Origin of the sequence: Burkholderia sp. JKS000303 (genome assembly GCF_002563755.1) — a bacterium.
Classification (GTDB): domain Bacteria; phylum Pseudomonadota; class Gammaproteobacteria; order Burkholderiales; family Burkholderiaceae; genus Burkholderia; species Burkholderia anthina_B.
Genome location: NZ_PDBZ01000001.1, coordinates 3644119 through 3661727, shown reverse-complemented (window position 1 = coordinate 3661727; position 17609 = coordinate 3644119). Strand labels below are relative to the sequence as shown.

General features: G+C 66.7%; 17 protein-coding genes. 8 read left to right on the top strand and 9 right to left on the bottom strand.

The features are described from left to right. Positions 1-3: 3 nt before the first annotated feature. The 4 genes from BX604_RS17335 to BX604_RS39645 all read right to left on the bottom strand — a co-directional run bounded on the left by BX604_RS17335 (position 4) and on the right by BX604_RS39645 (position 4218). Positions 4-1890: a TRAP transporter large permease gene (locus BX604_RS17335; protein ID WP_098551867.1), complete on the bottom strand. Its 1887-nt coding sequence runs from the start codon at positions 1888-1890 to the stop codon at positions 4-6. A gap of 3 nt (positions 1891-1893) precedes the next feature. Next, positions 1894-2925: a TRAP transporter substrate-binding protein gene (locus BX604_RS17330; protein WP_098551866.1), complete on the bottom strand. Its 1032-nt coding sequence runs from the start codon at positions 2923-2925 to the stop codon at positions 1894-1896. Between the two features lie 269 nt (positions 2926-3194). Then, positions 3195-4103: a LysR substrate-binding domain-containing protein gene (locus BX604_RS17325; protein ID WP_098551865.1), complete on the bottom strand. Its 909-nt coding sequence runs from the start codon at positions 4101-4103 to the stop codon at positions 3195-3197. Beyond that, on the bottom strand, positions 4096-4218 hold the full coding sequence (locus BX604_RS39645) for a hypothetical protein (protein ID WP_257146349.1): 123 nt from the start codon (positions 4216-4218) through the stop codon (positions 4096-4098). The genes BX604_RS17325 and BX604_RS39645 overlap by 8 nt, the downstream gene beginning before the upstream one ends. On the opposite strand from BX604_RS39645, the gene BX604_RS17320 reads away from it, so the two are divergent. Further along, positions 4217-5155: a 2-hydroxyacid dehydrogenase gene (locus BX604_RS17320; protein ID WP_098551864.1), complete on the top strand. Its 939-nt coding sequence runs from the start codon at positions 4217-4219 to the stop codon at positions 5153-5155. The two genes, BX604_RS39645 and BX604_RS17320, sit on opposite strands and share 2 nt — an antisense overlap. A gap of 70 nt (positions 5156-5225) precedes the next feature. Further along, positions 5226-6602 carry an MFS transporter gene (locus tag BX604_RS17315; protein ID WP_098552937.1) on the top strand — a complete coding sequence of 459 codons (1377 nt, stop codon included), beginning with the start codon at positions 5226-5228 and terminating at the stop codon, positions 6600-6602. A 49-nt stretch (positions 6603-6651) separates the two neighbouring features. Here BX604_RS17315 and BX604_RS17310 read toward each other — a convergent pair whose 3' ends face one another. Next, the gene (locus BX604_RS17310) at positions 6652-7617 is read right to left on the bottom strand and encodes a LysR family transcriptional regulator (protein ID WP_098551863.1); all 966 of its coding nucleotides are present in this window, start codon (positions 7615-7617) and stop codon (positions 6652-6654) included. A gap of 364 nt (positions 7618-7981) precedes the next feature. Here BX604_RS17310 and BX604_RS17305 point away from each other — a divergent pair, with 364 nt between their 5' ends. The 4 genes from BX604_RS17305 (at position 7982) to BX604_RS17290 (ending at position 12332) form a co-directional block, all read left to right on the top strand. Next, on the top strand, positions 7982-9157 hold the full coding sequence (locus BX604_RS17305) for an HPP family protein (protein WP_098551862.1): 1176 nt from the start codon (positions 7982-7984) through the stop codon (positions 9155-9157). Between the two features lie 104 nt (positions 9158-9261). Beyond that, positions 9262-9675, top strand: a complete 414-nt coding sequence (locus BX604_RS17300) for a MarR family winged helix-turn-helix transcriptional regulator (protein WP_098551861.1) — start codon at positions 9262-9264, stop codon at positions 9673-9675. Between the two features lie 29 nt (positions 9676-9704). Continuing rightward, positions 9705-11492, top strand: coding sequence for a chloride channel protein (locus tag BX604_RS17295; RefSeq protein ID WP_098551860.1), 1788 nt, complete (start codon positions 9705-9707; stop codon positions 11490-11492). Positions 11493-11999: 507 nt separating this feature from the next. Beyond that, a complete protein-coding gene (locus BX604_RS17290; protein ID WP_175774274.1) occupies positions 12000-12332 on the top strand; it encodes a hypothetical protein in 333 nt (110 codons plus the stop codon). A gap of 125 nt (positions 12333-12457) precedes the next feature. On the opposite strand, the gene ppnP is transcribed toward BX604_RS17290, so the two are convergent. Further along, positions 12458-12778 (bottom strand): pyrimidine/purine nucleoside phosphorylase, encoded by a 321-nt coding sequence (gene ppnP / locus BX604_RS17285; RefSeq protein ID WP_012366195.1) that lies wholly within the window; start codon positions 12776-12778, stop codon positions 12458-12460. Between the two features lie 193 nt (positions 12779-12971). Then, positions 12972-13874: a LysR substrate-binding domain-containing protein gene (locus BX604_RS17280; protein ID WP_098551859.1), complete on the bottom strand. Its 903-nt coding sequence runs from the start codon at positions 13872-13874 to the stop codon at positions 12972-12974. 181 nt (positions 13875-14055) lie between these two features. Between BX604_RS17280 and BX604_RS17275 the strand changes: the two genes are divergently transcribed. Together BX604_RS17275 and BX604_RS17270 are read left to right on the top strand one after the other, a co-directional pair. After that, positions 14056-15240 carry a M20 aminoacylase family protein gene (locus tag BX604_RS17275; RefSeq protein ID WP_098551858.1) on the top strand — a complete coding sequence of 395 codons (1185 nt, stop codon included), beginning with the start codon at positions 14056-14058 and terminating at the stop codon, positions 15238-15240. Positions 15241-15295: 55 nt separating this feature from the next. After that, positions 15296-16621: an MFS transporter gene (locus BX604_RS17270; RefSeq protein WP_098551857.1), complete on the top strand. Its 1326-nt coding sequence runs from the start codon at positions 15296-15298 to the stop codon at positions 16619-16621. Between the two features lie 154 nt (positions 16622-16775). On the opposite strand, the gene BX604_RS17265 is transcribed toward BX604_RS17270, so the two are convergent. Next, entirely contained in the window at positions 16776-17039 is a 264-nt protein-coding gene (locus tag BX604_RS17265) for a PAAR domain-containing protein (RefSeq protein WP_098551856.1), read from the bottom strand. A gap of 123 nt (positions 17040-17162) precedes the next feature. Beyond that, a complete protein-coding gene (locus BX604_RS39640; protein ID WP_257146348.1) occupies positions 17163-17474 on the bottom strand; it encodes an NB-ARC domain-containing protein in 312 nt (103 codons plus the stop codon). Positions 17475-17609: the final 135 nt, after the last annotated feature.

Here is a 17609-nt window from a genome sequence, read left to right as displayed (position 1 = left end):
GGGCTACAGACCGAAATGGGCCGGCAGCCACAACGAAAACGCCGGTGCGAAGATCAGCGCCACCAGGGCGGCGAACAGCACCAGCAGGTATTTCAGCATCGGTCGCGCAACGCGCCCGACCTCGGTTCCCGTGATCGCGCAGGTCGTGAACAGGCCGAGCCCGACCGGCGGCGCGAACAATCCGAGCCCCATCGCCACCACCACGACCGTGCCGAAGTGCAGCGGGTTGATGCCGAGCTGCAGCGCGATCGGCGCGAGCAGCGGCCCGAAGATGATCAGTGCGGGCGCACCTTCGAGCACCGCGCCGAACACGATCATCAGCAACGCCGCCAGCAACAGGAATGCCGTCGAGCCGTACTGATGGCCGAATGCGGTCATTGTGCCCGAGACGAGCGCCGGAATCTGCTCGATGGACAGCGCGAACGACACGCTCGACGCCGCCGCGACGATGAACAGGATACCGCTCGCCATCGACGCCGCACGCACGAACACGCGGCCGACCGAACGCCAGGTCAGTTCGCGGAACGCCGCCCAGCCGACCACGAGCGCATAGATCACCGCGAACGCGGACACTTCCGTCGACGTCGCAATGCCCGACGTCACGCCCTTGCCGATCATCGTGACCATGATCAGCGCGACGAGCGCGCCGCCCGCGAGCGGCAGCCATGCGCGACGCTCGGTGAACACCGCGTCGATGTCGATCCGGCGCCCGCAGATCACGGTCACGACGGCCAGCGACGCCGCCAGCACGGCCGCCGGGACGATCCCCGCGAGAAACAGCCCCGCGATCGAGATGTTCGCGACGAATCCCATGATGATCATGTTCACGCATGGCGGAATCGTTTCGGCCATCACCGCGCTGCACGCGAGCAGCGCGGCGGTTTCGTCCGGGTCCTGGCGTGCGCGGCGCACGGCCGGCATCACGACGCCGCCTACCGCCGCGATGTCGGCCAGCTTCGAACCCGATACGCCGGAAAAGCATGCCGTTGCGAAGATCACGATCAGCCCGAGCCCGCCGCGCACACGCCCGAACATCCGCAGCAGCAATTCGACGAGCCGCGCGGACATCCCGTTCGACTCCATCAGCAAGCCGGCGAGAACGAAGAACGGCACCGCGAGCAGCACGAAGTGATCGGCGCCGGCCATCACCTGCTGCGAGTAGACCAGCAGCGGCATCGTCGGATCGGCGAGGAAGTACAGCAACGCCGAGAACGCGAGCACGAAGCCGATCGGCACGCCCAGCACGAGCCCGCCGACGAAGCCGGCGATCAGCAGCGCGCCCGGCGCGATCGCATGCTCGGGCTGCAGCGCATTCCAGCCGTACACGGCGCCCGCGAGCACCACGCAGCACGCGAGCGTGCCGATCACGCGGCGGCGCGGCGCGTTCAGTGCGTTCGCCAGCGCGAACACGCTCATGAACAGCGCGCCGAACATCATCGGATACACGTTGATCCAGCCCGGCAGGCCGCCGGTGGTCAACTGGTCGTACGAGTCGCCGAGCAACTGCCACGACGACACCAGCAGGTTCAGCGAAACCGCCGCGACGATCCAGTGCCCGATCTGCACGAGCGCGCCCTGCCAGCTCGCCGGCAACCAGCCGCGGAACAGGTCGATGCCGACGTGCTGGCTGCGCCCCAGCACCGTCGCCGCGCCGAAGAACACCAGCACGATCATCAGCGCGCTCGCGACCTCCTCGGCCCAGTCGACCGGATCGTGCAGGAAATAGCGGAAGATGACCGACACGAACACGACCAGCACGTCGGCGGCCAGCACCGCCGCCGACACGTATTCGATCCAGCGCATCGCCGCGTCCAGCGTGCGCGACGCGATGCGGGCCGGACGGCTTGCGCCGGCCGCCGGCATGGCGCTCGAGACGGAACCGGTATCCATCGCTCAACCCCGCGCGGCGGCGATCGCCGGAAACAGCGACGCGGTCGCCGGATACTGCTTCGCGAACGCGACGTAGAGCCGGTCGTGCATCGCCTGTCGCAGCGCCGTGCGCTCTGCGTCCGCCATCGGATGGAACGTCATCCCGTGCTGCTTCAATGCCTGCTCCGCCTGCGCGGCCTTCTGCGTGGCAATCGCGCGCTGCTGCACGGTCGCATCGGCCACCGCGCGATCGAACGCCGGGCGCAGATTCGCCGGGATCCGGTCGAGCGCGCGCCGCCCCATCACCACGGTCATCGCCGCGAACACGTGGTGCGATTGCCAGCACGACTTGACGACCTCGTCGAAGCGGCTCGCGAGCACGGTGGCCGGATCGTGCTCGAGCCCGTCGACGACGCCCGTCTGCACGGCCATGTACAGCTCGCCGAACGGAATCGGCGTCGGCACCGCGCCCATCACCTTGAAGGTGTCCATGAACGCCGGCGTCGGCAGCACGCGCAGCTTCGTGCCCTTCAAGCCCTGCAGCGCCGTCACGGGCTGCTTCGTGAATACGCAGCGCCCGCCGAAGTGCGAGCCCCACGTCAGCACCGAACAGCCCGAGCGCTTTTGCAGCAGCGCGTTCAGGCTGGTGCCGACCGGACCGTCGAGCACCTTCGCAACGTGCGCATAGCTGTCGAACAGGTAGCCGAGATCGAGCATGCCGAGCTCCGGCGCAACCGTCGCCCAGATCGACGACCCCGCGATCATCATGTCGACCGCTCCGATCTTCACCTGCTGCGCGACGTCGCTCTCCTTGCCGAGCTGGCTATTCGGAAAGTAGTCGACCCGGATCGCGTCGCCGACGCTCGCCTTCAGGTTCGCGGCGAGGCGCTCGTACCACACGTAATGCGCGGCGTTCTGGTCGGCCGGCATCGACGACGAGCAGCGCAACGTCACGGTCGGCTGCGCCGCGCGGGCGAATTCCGGCAAACCGCCCGCGACCGCGAGCGTGGCTGCGGACGCCGTTTGCAGAAAGCGCCGCCGGGTGAAGGTAGTCATGGACGTCTCCTTTGCGATTGCGCCTCCCGGCGCACTGTATCGGTTTAGTATATCGATACAGTAATACGACGACCGACGAGAACAAAATGAGGGTTTCCCCTGTTCCCGGATCAAAAGCGGAGGGACTCAGGGGCGGTTTTCCACCCCAATTCGGCATGAAATGCGGGGTTTTTTTGAGTATTTCTTGCGTTCCAGGGCCGCTGGCGCGGTGTCAGGCTCAATCGTCGCCCATATCATCAGACAACTGACTTTCGTGATGCGCGCTGGCGTTACACCACGCCGCCGTCCGCCCCTTCCGTCAGAAACCGCTCGACCATCGCGTTGAACACCGGTAGCGCCGGATTGTCGTTATCCGCGCGCCACGCGAGATACAGCTCGGCCGCCACGTCGACACCCGCAAGCGGCCGGAACACCACGCCGTCGACATGCAGCTCGCGCGCCGATGCCGGCACGAGCGCGGCGCCGAGCCCGGCGCGCACGAGGCCGAGGATCGTATGCGTTTGCCCGACGTAATGCAGGTAGTTCGGCAGGCGCCCGGCGCTGGCGAACATCCCCGAGATCATGTCGTGGAAGTACTTCCCCTCGTTGGGCGAATACGCGATGAACGGCTGCCGGTCGAGTTCGTCGGGGCCGATCCGGTCGTACGCGGCGAGCGGCGCCCCCTGCGCGACCGCGACGAGCATCGGCTCGCGCTGCACCAGCCGGTATTCGAGCGGGTGGCGCGCGGCACGCTGGCGCACGAAGCCCGCATCGAGCATGCGCGACGCGAGCGCGTCGATCTGCACGGTCGACACCATCTCGCGCAGTTCGACATCGACGTCCGGCAGCGCGTGCGCCGCATGCGCGAGCAGCACCGGAATCATCCGGTATGCGCTGACGGCCGTGAAGCCGAGCGTGATGCGCCCGGCGCCACCATGCGCGACACGCTGCGCGGCCTGCTCCGCCCGCGCGGAAAACTCGAGGATGTGCCGCGCATCGCGCAGGAAGCGCTCGCCGGCCGCGGTCAGCCTGACCTGCCGGCTGCTGCGCTCGAGCAGCGCGATGCCGAGCGCATGTTCGAGCAACTGGATCTGCCGGCTGAGCGGCGGCTGCGTCATGAAAAGCCGCTTGGCCGCGCGCCCGAAGTGCAACTCCTCGGCCACCGCGACGAAACAGCGAAGCTGGTTCAGTTCAATCATTCAATTCTTGAATCAATTGATAGTCTTTTGATGTTAGACCGATATCAATACGATTTCTATACTCGGTTGCACCTGATGCGCGGCCCGCGCCGCGCACGACGACCGAGACCTTCATGACCATCGATATCCTGCTCACCCAGCCGCTTCCCGACGTCATCGACGCCGAACTGTCCGCCCGTTACGCGGTGCATCGCCTGTATGCGGCCGACCAGCCCGACGCGCTGCTCGATCGCGTCGTGTCGCGCATCCGCGGCGTCGTCACCGGCGGCGCGAACGGGCTGTCCATCGCATTGATGGACCGGCTGAGCGCACTCGAAATCATCGCGATCAGCGGGATCGGCACCGACGCCGTCGATCTCGAGCGCGCCCACGCGCGCGGCATCCACGTCACGACGACGCCCGACGTGCTGACCGACGACGTCGCCGACATGGCGATGGGACTGATCCTGATGACACTGCGCGACCTCGGCGCCGGCGAACGCATCGTGCGCGCCGGCCGCTGGGGCAAGGCCGCGCAGCCGCTCGCGACGCAGGTCACGGGCAAGCGGCTCGGCATCGTCGGCCTTGGCCGCGTCGGGCGCGCGATCGCGCAACGCGCGCAGGCGTTCCGGATGCCCGTCAGCTATTTCGGCCCGCGCGAGCATCGCGACAGCGGCTATCGCTACGAGCCCGACCTGATCGCGCTCGCACGGGACAGCGACGTGCTGGTGCTCGCGGCGTCCGCCGATCACGGCAACGTGCTGGTGACGGCCGAGGTGCTCGCCGCGCTCGGCAGCAAAGGATTCCTGATCAATGTCGCACGCGGCAAGCTCGTCGACGAAGCCGCGCTCGTGCGCGCGCTCGCCGACGGCACGATCGCCGGCGCCGGCCTCGACGTGTTCGCCAACGAACCGCACGTGCCGGCCGCGCTGCTCGAACTCGAGCGCGTCGTCGTGCAGCCGCACCGCGCGAGCGCCACGCACGAGACGCGCGAAGCGATGGGACGCATCGTACTCGCCAACCTCGCCGCCTGCTTCGCGGGCCAACAGCCGCCGACCCGCGTCACGCGCTGATCGCGACTCGCCCGCCTGCACGACCACACGAAACCGGATGCCTCCGCACGACGGAGGCCAGGAGACACGCATGTCCAATCGATCCAGCGGCGGCGCAGCCGCCACCGCATCGTCCACCTCACCCGCCGCATCGCGCACGATCGGTCGCGTCCGCTACACGGTGCTCGCGCTGATCTTCGCGGTCACGGTCGTCAACTATGCGGACCGCGCGACGATGTCGATCGCCGGCACCGGCGTCGCGCACGATCTCGGGCTGACGCCCGTACAGCTCGGCATCGTCTTCTCGGCGTTCGCATGGGCCTATGCGATCGGCCAGATCCCGGGCGGCTGGCTGCTCGACCGCTTCGGCGCGCGCCGCGTGTATGGCCTGAGCCTGCTGCTGTGGTCGGTGTTCACGATGCTGCAGGGCACGGTCGGCGGGTTCGCCCTGCAGGGCGTGGCAGCGACGCTCGCGCTGTTCGCGATGCGCTTCATGCTCGGCCTCGTCGAATCGCCGGCGTTCCCGGCCAATTCGCGCATCGTCGCGTGCTGGTTCCCGACGGCCGAGCGCGGAACCGCGTCGGCACTGTTCAATTCCGCGCAATACATGGCCGTCGTGCTGTTCACGCCCGCGATGGCGTGGCTCACGCACACGCTCGGCTGGGAACACGTGTTTCTGTGGATGGGGCTGCTCGGTATCGCGCTCGCCGCGCTGTGGTTCGCGTGGTATCGCGAGCCGCACGGCCATCCGCGCGTGAGCGACGCAGAGCGCGACTACCTGCGCGCGCACGGTGCGCTCGTCGATCTGGAAGCGAACCGCGTCCGCCACCGCGCACGCGTATCGTGGCGCGATGCGTCGCAACTGTTCCGCCACCGCAACCTGTGGGCGATCTATGTCGGTCAGTACTGCATCACGGCGCTCACCTACTTCTTCATCACGTGGTTCCCGATCTATCTGATCAAGGGACGCGGGATGACGATCATGGAAGCCGGCTGGGTCGCCGCGCTCCCGGCGCTGTGCGGGTTCACGGGCGGCGTGCTGGGTGGCGTGCTGTCGGACTGGCTGATCCGGCGCGGCGTGCATCCGTCGAAGGCGCGCAAGACGCCGTTCGTCGTGGGGATGGCGATGGCGACGCTGCTCGTGCTCGCGAACGGCGCGTCGTCGAACGCCGTCGTGATCGCGCTGATGACGATCGCGTTCTTCGGCAAGGGGCTTGCGGCGGTCGGCTGGGCAGTGCTCGCCGATACCGCGCCGGAAGGCATGGTCGGCCTGAGCGGCGGCGTGTTCAACGGCCTCGGCAACATCGCGGGGATCGTCACGCCGCTCGTGATCGGCTACTTCGTCGCGCACACCGGCTCGTTCGCGGGCGCCCTGTGGTTCGTCGCCGCGCACGGGCTGATCGGCATCGCCGCGTACGCGTGGCTCGCAGGCCGCTTCGAGCGGATTCGCGTGACGCCGGCGGCGTGAGCGTCGGCACGCCGCGCGCTCCCGCTCGCGCGGCGAAGCGCGCGCCGCGTTACGCGCGGGGGATGGCCGGCGCGTCCTCGACCGCGAGCCGGTCGAGTTCGCGCAGATCGTTTTCCAGCGCCGGCGTAAGCGTCGTGCGCAGGTGATCCAGGAACGTGCGGATCTTCGCGTCGAGATAGCGGCGCGTCGCATAGACGGCATACACACTGACCGTCTGCAAACGGTACTCGGGCAGCACGCGAATCAGCCGCCCTTCGCGGATGTCGTCGAGCACGGTGTACAGCGCGACGCACGCGATACCGCGCCCGGCCCGCACCGCGACGCACAACGCGTCCGGCACGTTGACCTGGAACGGCGCCGGCTGCAATTCATAAACGGTCTCTTCGCCGTCGTTGCTCTCCAGCCGCCACTCGCTGGCCGGCGATGCGGGCGTATCGAGGCGCAGGCAGACGTGGTTCGGCAGGTCGTCCGGCGTCTTCGGCGTGCCGTGGCGCGCCAGATAGTCGTGCGATGCGACCAGCACGCTGCAGCTCGTGCCGCAGGTCTGCGCGACGTAGCCCGAATCGGGCAACTGCGACGCGGTCACGATCGACACGTCGTAGCCTTCCTCGACGAGATTCGGCATCCGTTGCGCGAGCGTCAGTTCGACCGACACGTCCGGGTTGTCTTCCTGGTAACGCACGATCGACGACACGACGTGACTCTGCCCGAGCCCCGTCATCGCATGGATGCGCATCTTGCCGCTCGGCCTCAGCAGCGCGTTGCGCGCCTCGGCGTTCGCGTAGTCGATTTCGGCGAGGATCGATTTCGCCCGCTCGAAATAGCGTTCGCCGCTTTCGGTGAGACCGAGGTGACGCGTCGTGCGATGCAGCAGACGCGTCTGTACGTGCGCCTCGAGATTCGATACCGCGCGCGACACCTGCGCGGTGGTCGCGTCGATTTCCTTGGCGACCGCGGTAAAACTGCCGGCTTCGACAACGCGCACGAACAGGCGCATGTTTTCGAGCATGTCCATTGAATTGGCTTGGGGAGTGTCGGTGGAGAAAAGGCGGCGTTCGCGTCAGAGCTGAAACGGGACGCGCGCGCGAACCACGCCAAAGCGATCACCGTGCCGGGAAACAGGCGTGAGAGCGGGCATCGCGTACGTGGTTCTGACATATCGGGGGATTCGGTCGGCCGAATTGTACGCCGCTGCAGACAAATTTGTGCAATCCCGAGGCCGCCAAGGCTTTCACCCGATGAAAGCTTTTTGCAAGATATATGCGTCGCGCGCATGCAACGCCTTGATGCGGTGCGACAATTTGTATCACGACGCGATATAATTCCGCTCTTGTCCGCGATGCGTCAGCTCGCGCCGTCATTCTTATCGCTTACCGTCCATGTCGTCAGGCTCCTCCCCGTCGCGCCGCACGCTCCGGCAGTGGCTGCACAGCTTCATTCCCCATCCGATGACGCTCGGCTGGCGCGAACGCATGCGTTCGTGCACGGGAGCACTCGTCGGCATCGCGACGGTCGGCATCACGATGCGGTTGATGCCCGGCGTGCCGGGCCTCGTGCCGCTGCTCGTCGCACCGATGGGCGCGTCGGCCGTGCTGCTGTTCGCGGTGCCCGCGAGTCCGCTCGCGCAACCGTGGTCGATCATCGGCGGCAATCTCGTCGCGGCGACGGTCGGTGTGGCGTGTGCGCAGTGGATCGCGGATCCGATCACGGCTGCCGCGGTCGCGATCGCCTTCGCGATCGGCGGCATGTTCGCGCTGCGCTGCGTGCACCCGCCGTCGGGCGCGGTGGCGCTGACGGCCGTGCTCGGCGGCCCGGCGATCCACGCGCTCGGCTTCGGCTTCGTGGTCGAGCCGATCGCGTTGCAGTCCGCGATCCTGCTGTCGGCCGCACTTCTGTACCACGCGCTGACGGGCCACCGCTACCCGCACGGCGGCGTGCGTCCCGACACGAAACCGCAGGCGGGCACGGCCGCGCCGGCACGCGGCGGCTTCACGCGCGGCGACCTCGACGCGGTGCTGAAGCGCCGCAGCGAATGGCTCGACGTCGATCCGGACGACCTCGAAATGCTGCTGCGCGAAACCGAGATGCAGGCATATACGCGCACGTTCGGCCAGCTCACGTGTGCCGACCTGATGACGAAGAACGCGATCGAAGTCGCCGCATCGACGTCGGTGCCGGCCGCGCTCACGCTGCTCGACCGCCATCGCGTGAAGGCGCTGCCGGTCGTCGACGGCGACGATCGCCTGATCGGCATCGTCACGCGCGCGGACCTCACGCGCCAGCTGCGTCGCCCGACGCCGCTGTGGCAGCGGCTGTCCGCGCGGCTGCCGCAGTCGTTCGGCGGCCAGCCGGCCAGCGTCGCGACCGTGATGACGCGCGACGTCGCCTCCGTACCGCAGACCATGCCGATCACGGCGCTGGTGCCGCTGTTCACGCATTCGGGCCACCACCACATCCCGGTCGTCGACGCATCGCTCCGGCTCGTCGGGATCATTACGCAGACGGATCTCGTCACCGGCCTGTACCGGCAGACGCAGATGCTCGAGGCCGCGTAACACCGGCGCAACGCGGAATGCAGGTCATTCCGCGAAAACTCGGCTATTTATATCATATTGTGATACATTCCACGCTACCGAAACCGACTGTCCGACCGACCGCAATGACCGACACCCGACGCGCACTGGCCAAAAGCGATTTTCAGCAACTGTCCGAGTTCCGCTACCAGATGCGCCGTTTCGAGCGCTTCTCCGAACGCGCCGCGCAAAGCGAAGGCGTGACGCCGCTGCAATACCTGCTGCTGTTGCACATCAAGGGCTACCCGCACCGCGAATGGGCAACCATCGGAGAAATCGCGGAACGCCTGCAGGCGCAGCATCACGGCGTCGTCGCGCTGGTGACGCGCTGCGAGGCACTCGGCCTCGTGAAGCGCAAGACGAGCGAAGCGGATCGCCGACAGGTCGAGGTTCACCTCGAGCAGGCCGGCGAAACGCTGCTTGCCCGTCTCGCGGCGATGCATCGCGCCGAGCTGACGTCGCTCAAGGACGCATTCCAGGTTCCGCAGATCGATTACTGACCCAAGCTTTACCGACCTTTTCAACTCCGATGAACGCACCACACAAACGCGATTTCTCGACCAACGAACGCCTGCCCAGGATCGCGTTGCTAGCTGCCGGGATCGGCTTGCTCAGCACGCTGGCGGCGTTCGTGCTGTTGAGCCTGATTCACCTGTTCACGAACCTGTTCTTCTTCCAGCAGTTCTCGTTCGCCGACCACTCGCCTGCCAACAATACGCTCGGCGCATGGGTAATCGTCGTGCCGGTGATCGGCGGGCTGATCGTCGGCCTGATGGCGCGCTTCGGCTCGGAGAAGATCCGCGGCCACGGCATTCCGGAAGCGATCGAGGCGATCCTGTTCGGCAAGAGCCGCATGTCGCCGAAGGTCGCCGTGCTCAAGCCGCTGTCGTCCGGCGTCGTGATCGGCAGTGGCGGCCCGTTCGGTGCCGAAGGCCCGATCATCATGACGGGCGGCGCGCTGGGCTCGCTGATCGCGCAATGCGTGCACGTGACCGCCGCCGAGCGCAAGACGCTGCTCGTCGCGGGCGCGGCCGCCGGCATGACGGCCGTGTTCGGCACGCCGGTCGCCGCCGTGCTGCTCGCGGTCGAGCTGCTGCTGTTCGAATGGCGTCCGCGCAGTTTCCTGCCGGTCGCGCTCGCATGCGCGGTGGCCGGTTTTGCGCGCGCCGTGTTCTTCGGCGCCGGCCCGCTGTTTCCGCTGACGACTTCCGCGCCCACGCCCGTCGCGCTGCTGTCGTGCATCGTCGCCGGCCTGCTGTCGGGCATGCTCGCATGCGGCCTGTCGGCTGCGCTGTACCGCATCGAAGACGGCTTCGCGAAACTGCCGGTGCACTGGATGTGGTGGCCGGCACTCGGCGCCGTCGTGATCGGCATCGGCGGCTGGCTCGAGCCGCGCGCGCTCGGCGTCGGCTATGACGTGATCGGCGACCTGCTGCACCAGCACATCGCGCTGAAGATCGCGCTCGCGCTGCTGATCGTGAAGGCCGTGATGTGGGTGGTCGCGCTCGGCTCGGGCACGTCGGGCGGTGTGCTCGCCCCGCTGCTGATGCTCGGCGCGGGCCTCGGCACCGTGCTGTCGCCGGTGCTGCCCGGCGGCGATCCGGCGCTGTGGCCGCTCGTCTGCATGGCCGCGACGCTCGGTGCGACGCTCGGCGCACCGCTGACCGCGATCGTGTTCGCGTTCGGCCTCACGCACGATGCAAACGCACTGCTGCCGCTGCTCGCAGCGACGCTCGTCGCGCACGGCTTCGCGACCGTCGTGATGAAGCGCTCGATCATGACCGAAAAGATCGCGCGCCGCGGTTATCACATCTACCGCGAATACGGCGTCGACCCGCTCGAGCGGCATGACGTGGGTGAAGTGATGACGTCCGCCGATGCGCTCGTCGCGATCGACGGTGCAACGACGCTCGACGCGGTCGAGTCGCAGTACTTCGGCGCGAAGCAGACGCACCGTGCGTATCCGGTCGTGCAGAATGGCCGCCTGCTCGGCCTCGTCGATCGTGCGACGCTCGATGCGCAGCGCGCGCAAGCCGGTGCCGGCGCGACGCTCGCGAGCGCGTTCGCCGAGCGCGAGCCCGCCGTCGCGTATGCGCACGAAACCTGCCGTGTCGTCGCGTCGCGTCTCGCGATGCTCGGCCTCGAGCGCCTGCCGGTCGTCGACGATCCGCAATCGCTGCGCATCACCGGCATCGTGTCGCGCAGCGACCTCATCAAGCCCGCGCTCCAGCACTTCGACGACGAGCAGAAGCGCGAACGCTTCCGCCCGATCGTGCCGGCCAACCTGCGCGACACCGGCACCCGCAAGCCCGGCTGACGCCGGCCGCGTGCGCAGCATGCTGCGCACCGCGCTTCCCCTGCTTCACTCCGCCTCACGAAACGGCGCGCACAGCGCGCCGTTTTTGCATTTAGCGCATTCCGTGCTTAAACTTCGTTGACAATTCAACTGACGAAAGTTTGTCATCATGGCAGGCATGCGACGGGGCCACCATTCAGCCATTCCACTTCGTCAGCCAATAAAGAAACGTCGCGGCGCAACATGCGAAGACATGCAGCACGCCGCGATCGTCCATTCGCCACATCACCGGGCAGCGAGCAGACCACACGGCGCATGACGTCGTTCGCGCGTCCTCCGGCTCGTTCGGGTCGCGCACGACGCATGTCGCGGCGCCGCAAAACGCACCGCCCTCGGGTTGACGTCCGGCAAGCGCATTAACATCTTGTTTCCGATTCACCGGAACCGCGCTCGTTCGATGCAATCTCACAGGCACGCAGTTTTGCTGCGCATCCCACTCAATCAATCACGACTCGAGGGAGATAAAACGTGAACGTGAAATACTTACCGCTCATCGCATTGACCGTGGCAATTTCTGCTCACGCGGCCGATCCGGCCGTGCAGAATGTGGGACAAAGCCAGAAACCCGCCCAAGACGTCTCCGCATGCATCGCGAAGACCTGGGCCGACAAGTCGCAGCAACAGGTGATCTCGCAGAACGTGCTCGCCAACGGCCTTGCGACCGACGTCTACGCACCGGGCCAGCAGCCGCCGAACGGCGCCGCTGCGATGATCCGTCCGGCGTGGAAGCCGGGCGCGAAGACGTGGGTCGGCGTTCGCGGCGACGCCGCTTCCGCGGGCGACATCAGCGCCTGCCTGTAAGCGCCGTGCCGGGCGGCATCGCGCCGCCCGCATGCGACAAGCCCCGCTTCGGCGGGGCTTTTTGTTTGCTACGCAGCGGCCGCTGCATGCGCGCTTCGCGCGCGGGCGTACCTGCGCGAATGCGCTTACAGGTAGCTGCAGACGTAGTCGAGCGTCTCGAGCACTTCGATGTCGAAGCGGCTCTTGCCCGGCACCGAGAACGATTCGCCGGCGCCGTAGGTTTGCCATTCGCTGCTGCCGTCGAGCTTCACGCGGCACTTGCCGGCCTGCACTTCCATCAATTCGGCCGCGTCCGTGCCGAAGTTGAGCGCGCACGGCAGGATCACGCCGAGCGTCTTGCGCGTGCCGTCCGGGAAGAGCACGGTATGCGACACGCACTTGCCGTCGAAATAGACGTTCGCGCGCTTGACGACCGATACGTTGTCGAATTGGGTTGCACTGGTCATGTGATGCCTCTGATTGCTGGATGCCGGATGGCGTGTGGTTGGAAGCCGGCCGGGTCGGCGGGCCGGCCGATATGATACCGGCTCTCGGCGCGCGTGCCGCCAGCACGCAATCGCGCGCGGAAAACGACGAAGGCACGCGACCAATAGTCAGGATCACTACATTGTTGATTGCCCGAACCTGCACGCGCGCCGCTCACCGCAATCCCTTGCGCCGCGCGGAATCGCGCAGGCAGTCGAGCAGCATCGCGGCAGCCGGCGTGAGCGGGCTGTCGCGGCGCGTGATGACCTGCACGGACACGGCCGGCAGCCGCTCGCGGATCGGCAGCACCACGAGCTGGTCGCGCGCCCACTCCACGTCCAACAGTTGTTCGGGCATCGACGCGATCAGGTCGCAGTTCGTCATCAGGCTGTGCGCGAGCCCGAAGCTCGGACATTCGACGACCCGCTGCGGCACCGGCAGCCCGTATGCGACGAATGAATTGAACAACACCTGGGTCGAGCTTTCCGGCGACGGATTCATCAGCCAGTCGGCTTCGACGAGATCGGCAAGCGACGTGGCCGACGCGAGCGGATGCCCGTTGCGCGCGACGATCAGCGACCGGCTCGCATAGAGTTCCGCGTGATCGAACTCGGCCGCGAGCAGTTCGGGCACGACGACGGCCACCGCGAAATCGAGCGAGCCGTCGTGCAGCCGCGGCAGCGCGACGCCCGGAAACCCTTCGACGAGGCTGACGCGCGCGACCGGAAAGCGCCGCCGGAACGCGCGGAATGCATCGGGCAGGATCGTCACGGCGGCGGCCGGCGTGATCGCCGCCGCGACCGAGCCCGTCATCGCGCCCTGGGCCTGCTCGATGTCGTCGCGTGCGCGCTGCATCTCGGCGACGATCAGCCGTGCGCGCACCTGCAACTGCTGGCCGAACGCGGTGAGCTGCACGCCGCGCGCGGTGCGCACGACGAGCGACACGCCGAGGGCGATCTCCAGTTCCTTCACCGCCTTCGTCAATGCCGCCGGCGACACGTTCAGGCGCCGCGCGGCCGCACGGATGCTCCCTTCTTCCGCGACGGTGACGAACGCTTTCAGCTGATGGTATTTCATGACGGCATGCGTGATTCGTGGAAACCCTGTGTGCTGCGACGCATGCCGGCTCAGGGTATTCCCGAGCGGCAACCGGTGGTGTGCACCAAAGCAATTTAGCAGCTTCTGGTGCGCAAAAGAAATTTATATGCTTGCACGTCATATGCGCGTCAAACGCCCCACCGGCCCCACAGGAGACACCATGCTGCAAGCCGTGAACCCCGTTATCCCCGGCATCGCCGCGATCGCCCCCGACCTGATCGAGGTGCGCCGCCGCATCCATGCTCATCCGGAACTCGCCTTCGAGGAAACGCTGACCAGCGATCTCGTCGCCGAGCTGCTCACGGGCTGGGGCTACGAAGTGCATCGCGGCATCGGCAAGACGGGCGTCGTCGGCGTGCTGCGCGAAGGACAAGGCACGCGCACCGTCGGCCTGCGCGCCGACATGGATGCGCTGCCGCTCGCGGAAGCGACCGGCCTGCCGTACGCGAGCCGTCACGCGAACAAGATGCATGCATGCGGCCACGACGGCCATACGGCGATGCTGCTGTGCGCGGCGCGCCACCTCGCGGCCACGCGCCAGTTTTCCGGCACGCTGAACCTGATCTTCCAGCCGGCCGAGGAGAACTTCGGCGGCGCGAAGTCGATGATGGACGATGGCCTGTTCGACCGCTTCCCGTGCGATGCGATCTTCGCGATCCACAACATGCCGGGCCGTGCGGCCGGCGACATGGCGTTCCGCAGCGGCGCCGCGATGGCATCGGCCGACCGCGTGACGATCACGCTGCGCGGCGTCGGCGGCCACGGCGCGATGCCGCACTTCGCACGCGATCCGATGTCGGCCGCGGGCAGCATCATGGTCGCGCTGCAGACGATCGTCGCGCGCGAGGTCGACGCGCAGCACGCGGCCGTGATCACGGTCGGCAGCGTACAGGCCGGCGAGACCTTCAACATCATTCCCGAAACCGTCGTGATGAAGCTGTCGGTGCGCGCGTTGAACGCCGACGTGCGCGCGCTGCTCGCGCGGCGCATCGAAGCACTCGTCAAAGGCCAAGCGGAAAGCTTCGGCGTCACCGCGGAAGTCGATTACGACTACGGTTACCCGGTGCTCGTCAACCATCCGGAGCCGACCGCCTTCGCGGCCGGCATCGCGCGCCAGATGCTCGGCGCCGAGCGCGTCGAAACCGAGGCCGCGCCGCTGATGGGCAGCGAAGACTTCGCGTTCATGCTCGAAGCGCGCCCCGGCTGCTATGCGTTCATCGGCAACGGGATCGGCAGCAAGGGCGGCTGCATGGTGCACAACCCCGGCTACGACTTCAACGACGACATCCTCGCGATCGGCGCGAGCTACTGGGTGCGCGTCGCCGAAGCCTGGCTCGCGGCCTGACGGCCGTTCCTCACGGCTCTTCATCACGCAGTTCCGCGCTTACCGGGGGAACCCCATGGAAACGTCCGCTCTTTCGTTCGCCGGCTCGCCGGCCGATGCCCGCACCGCCGCGAAGAAACGCCGCCTGATCGCGGCCGCCGCCGTCGGCAACGCGCTCGAGTTCTACGACTTCACGGTCTACAGCTTCTTTGCGATCCTGATCGGCAAGCTGTTCTTTCCCGTGCATTCGTCGTTCGGGCAGTTGATGCTCGCGGTCGCGAGCTTCGGTGTCGGCTTCGTCACGCGTCCGCTCGGCGGTCTCGTGATCGGCATGTACGCCGATCGCGCCGGCCGCAAGAAGGCGATGATCCTGACGCTGCTGCTGATGGCGCTCGGGACCCTGACGATCGCGGTCGCGCCGACCTTCGCGCAGGTCGGCATCGCCGCACCGCTGCTGCTCGTGCTCGCGCGCCTGTTGCAGGGGTTCGCATCGGGCGGCGAAGTCGGTGCGTCGACGACGCTGCTGCTCGAACAGGCGCCGCAGCACCGCCGTGGCTTCTACGCGTCGTTCCAGTTCTCCAGCCAGGGGCTCGCCGCGCTCGCGGGCGCGCTGACCGGCGTCGCGCTGACGTCGACGCTCAACGCCGCGCAGCTCGAAAGCTGGGGCTGGCGCATCCCGTTCGTGATCGGCACGCTGTTCGTGCCGATCGGCTACTGGCTGCGCCGCACCGTCGAGGAAGTGCCGGCCGCCGCGCCTGCCGCTACGCACGCATCGGAAGAAGCGGTCGTGTCGCTGCCGCTCGCCGACGTGCTGCGCCATCACGGCAAGGCCGTGTTCGCGGGCCTCGGCGTGACGATCGGCGGCACGTCGATCCACTACATCATCGTGTTCTACATGGCGATCTACGGCGTGCAGGTGCTGCACCTGCCGACCTGGCTGTCGATGACGACCGGCTGCGTCGCCGGTGCGATCCTGATGCTCGTGACGCCGATCGGTGGCCACCTGTCCGACGTCTACGGGCGCAACCGGATCGTCTGGTGGACACGCATCATGCTGATGGTCGCGATCTATCCCGCGTTCATCGCGCTGAACCGCTGGCCAGGCGCCGCATCGTTGCTGTCGATCATCGCCATCCTGTCGATCGTGCATGCGATCAACATCGGCGCGACGGGCGCAATGCTCGGCGAGCTGTTCCCGCGTGCGGTGCGGGCGACCGGCGGCGCGCTGGTGTATAGCGTGGGCGTCGCGATCTTCGGTGGCTTCGCGCAGTTCTTCGTCACGTGGCTGATCGCGGCGACCGGCAACCCGAATGCGCCTGCGTGGTATGCGATCGGGTGCGGCGTGTTCACGCTGCTTGCGATTCGCTGCATGGATGAGAAGGCGGGGAAGGCGTTGGATTGAATGGTGGGGGATGTGCGGCGCGCGGTTGACGCTGCGCGCACCTTCGGTGGACACGCCCGTGCCGCCGGTCGAGCACATCTCCGCGCGTCATAATGCACCGCTTGGCAGACCGCATGTGTCATACGCATAAGTGCTCGATATGAAGGGTCGCGTTTTATGACCACGAAATAGTGGTGGAACGACTCACCAGCGTGCAGCCACATGTTGCACGATGTCCATGCAACGCAACCGGTGCACCGCCAATCATGCCGTTCGCGTCGCCTTCAACAATCGTCTGCGTCCCGTGTTCCATGCATTCGACCGTATCGCCCTTGCGGGCGATCGCCTTGCCATCAACGACATCAGCATTCGAACCTGTCGTAACTGTGCCGCCGTGCGGCGCAAGCGTATCGCCCACCACAATGACCTGACGAGCCATCTGTTTTTTCCCTTCACGAGTGACCGCACTGCATCTCTCTGTGTTTTTATAGATCGATCATGGATATGCCCGGCATACCGGTTTCCGCATTTGGACTTCCCAGATACGTCCAGTGCACATCGCTCACGGCGACATCAACGCAATAGTCTCCGGCATGCGGAAACGTCTGCCCTTTCTCGACGAAAGCTTGACGGTCCCACCGGTTGTACAACGTTGCCATTGGATGTTCATTTGGTACACGACTTTCCCATATGCCTGTTCATCGGCCAGCGCGTGCGCCGCGTCCGCCATCGCCTGATCCGAGTTCTTCACTGACGTTGCACCGATCCTGTCCCAATAGATGTTGTCGAATTCACGCACCGTGATATCGAATCTGCCCGCCAATTCCGCGGCGATCGTCGTTTTTCCGGTTCCCGACGGGCCTACGATACACACCCTCATGTTCCCGCCGTGGTTCACTCCAGTCAGATGACAACGAATCTCATAACCGTTCTTTGCCGCAGAATTTCCAGTCCACAAATGTCAGAGAATGAGAATCCATCGTGCGTATGTTGCCGACAACAATGCCCA